Annotated in this window: 4 protein-coding genes; all 4 read right to left on the bottom strand. The window is 70.9% G+C overall.

All coding sequences use genetic code 11. From position 1 onward, the window contains the following. On the bottom strand, positions 1 to 644 hold a 644-nt coding region (gene holA, locus GRC12_RS43435), incomplete at its 3' end, for a DNA polymerase III subunit delta (RefSeq protein WP_244374664.1). Between the two features lie 161 nt (positions 645 to 805). Then, a complete protein-coding gene (locus GRC12_RS43430) occupies positions 806 to 1,051 on the bottom strand; it encodes a hypothetical protein (RefSeq protein ID WP_208785950.1) in 246 nt (81 codons plus the stop codon). Between the two features lie 80 nt (positions 1,052 to 1,131). Beyond that, complete coding sequence (locus GRC12_RS43425; protein ID WP_208785949.1) at positions 1,132 to 2,013, bottom strand: YceI family protein; 882 nt, start codon at positions 2,011 to 2,013, stop codon at positions 1,132 to 1,134. A gap of 128 nt (positions 2,014 to 2,141) precedes the next feature. Continuing rightward, positions 2,142 to 2,659, bottom strand: a 518-nt coding sequence (locus GRC12_RS43420) for an arylamine N-acetyltransferase (RefSeq protein WP_208785948.1), incomplete at its 5' end; no start/stop codon positions are given.

Here is a 2,659-nt window from a genome sequence, read left to right as displayed (position 1 = left end):
CGCCCCTCCACCGCCCGGTCGGCGACTTCAAAACTCGACGCCTCGGCCCGCCCCGTGTAGTACCGCCCGACGACGGCGCCGTCGATGGTCCCCTCCACGTCCGCCACCAGCTGCGAAACCGCCGAGGCCAACTCCCGCAGATCACTCCCGATGGCATCGACGAGCGCCTGACAGGCCTCCGGCGTGGCAGACCTCCCCGCGGCCCGGAACTCCCCCCGCACAAAGGCCAGCCGGTCCGCCGGCTTGGTCATCTTCGGACAGGCGACCTCGCGCGCCCCCGCCTTGCGAGCGGCGTCGAGCAGCGCCTTGCCCTTGGCGCCGCCCGCGTGCAGCAGCACGAGGGTGATCTCCTCCGCGGGTGCCCCGAGATACGCCTTCACGTCCTTGACCGTGTCGGCCGAAAGATCCTGCGCGTTGCGTACGACCACGACTTTGCGCTCCGCGAAGAGCGAGGGACTGGTCAGCTCGGCGAGCGTGCCGGGCTGCAACTGGTCCGGGGTGAGGTCGCGTACGTCCGTGTCGGCGTCGGCGGCCTTGGCGGCGGCCACCACCTCCCGCACGGCACGGTCGAGCAGGAGGTCCTCCTGGCCCACGGCGAGCGTCACGGGGGCGAGAGGGTCGTCATCAGAGTTCTTCCTGGCCATCGCGTAAAGCATGGCACGACCCACTGACAACACGGCCTGCCCGAGTGCCCCAAGGATCCCGGCGTCACCGCTCCCGCCGAACGTCATCACTCCCGCCGAACGTCACCGCTGCCCGCCGAACGTCACCGCTCCCGCCGAGCGTCATCACTCCCCGCCGAGCATCACGGCTCCTCGCGCCAGCCGTCCCACTCCCCCGCGAACGCGTCCAGCTCCCCGGGATCCAGCCGCCCGTCCTCGTCCCGCAGGACGACCAGCCACTGCGCGTCCTCCGCGTCGTCCTCACCCGCCAGGGCGTCCCGGACGAGCTGCGGCTCCTCGACGACCCCGAACCGCTCCCCCAGCGCCTCCGCCGCCTCCTGCGCCGCGTCACGGTCGGGCAGCACCAGCACATGTCTCACATCACTCACGGCCCCATTCTCCGCGCCGCGAGCCGCCTCGCCATACCCAGCCCCCATGGACCTTACGAGCCGCCATCGTCCAGCCCCCGTCAGCCCTTCCGGACGATCTGCACATCCAGCTCGACCCGGATACTCGGCCCCACCACCGCGATGCCCCGCGCCAGCATCGTCTGCCAGCTCACGGTGAAGTCGTCGCGATGCAGCTCGGTCCGGGCCCGGCAGGCCGCCCGCACCTCGCCCTCCATGCCGTTGCCCAGCCCCAGATACTCCGTGTCGAGCGTCACCGTCCGCGTCACCCCGTGCAACGACAGCGCCCCCGTCACCGCCCACCGGTTCCCGCCCTTGTGCACGAACCGCTCGCTGTAGAACTCCAGCGTCGGAAAGCGCGCCACGTCCAGGAAGTCGGCCGAGCGCAGATGGTCGTCCCGCATCCGCACGTTCGTGTCAATGGACGCAGCGTCGATCACCACATGCATCGCCGACCGCTCCACCGGGTCCCCGATCCGCACGGCACCCGCGAAGGAGTTGAACCGCCCGTGGATCCGCGCCAGCCCGATGTGCCGCGCCGTGAACCCGATCGAGGAGTGCGTCGGCTCGATGTCCCAGTCACCCGGCGCCGGCAGCTCCGCGGGCTGCGCGATCTGCAGCGTGACATCCCCCAGGGAGGCGAGCGTGTTCTCCCCGACGGTCGCGCTCGCCCGGTACGGCGTGTACCCCTCGGCCGACACCGCGAGCCGGTACTCCCCTGCGGGTACCGTCGTCACGAACGACCCGAACGGGTCCGTCTCGCCCCCCACCACCTTGCGCCCCATGGTGTCGCTGACCGCGAACTCCGCATGCCGTACCGGCTCGTTGACCGGATCCAGCACCCTGCAGCTCAGCACCCCCGCGCTCGGCGGAGTCCGCACCGCCGCCAGGGGACTCGTCCGTTGCACCCGACTCGTTCGGTTTCCCAGCCAGCGGCCGAACATCCACGCCACCCCTGTGCGCTCGACACCAATGTTGCCGAAGAGACATTCGATCACCGATGAGGCTTTCGAGGCAACACGGACTGTCTACGCACGAGTAGCAACGGCTGGTCCGATGTCGCCCCGATCCATCACCCCTGTTGGGATTTCCGCACAGTCGGCACTCGGCGAAGGTCGATCCCGAACTCCTCCCGGTAGACCGCCAGCACCTCCTCGTCCGTGCCCAACTCACGCTGCTCACGCGCTCCGCCGGCGCTCGTCACCTTGAAGGTGCGCCCGCTGAGCGTGATCCGCCCGCCGTCCTCGGTCACCCGCGAGCACACCAGCGACCGCACGAAGTGGGAGGCTGGCGACGTGGAGTGCCACCATGCCCCGGCCACGAAGTCACCGAGCTCCCGGGGCCGCAGCTCCAGGCGGTACTGGGGAGCGCCGTTCATCACGACGTCCAGGTCCGGCCCCGCCTCGACGATCCGGAACACGCCCGCGGGGTCCTGCTGCTCGCCCCGCTCCCCGAAGGCCAGCGGATGCAGACTGTGCGCCCCGAAGCCGACGTCCGCCAGCCACTCGCTCCCGTCCACCGCCCGCACCCGCAGCGCGAGATGGTCGTACGGGATCCCCAGCCGCCCCTCGCCCCCGTGCACCCGCGCGG

The organism is Streptomyces griseorubiginosus (genome assembly GCF_017614965.1).
Lineage (GTDB): Bacteria > Actinomycetota > Actinomycetes > Streptomycetales > Streptomycetaceae > Streptomyces > Streptomyces griseorubiginosus_B.
This window is presented reverse-complemented; position numbering and strand designations above follow the sequence as displayed.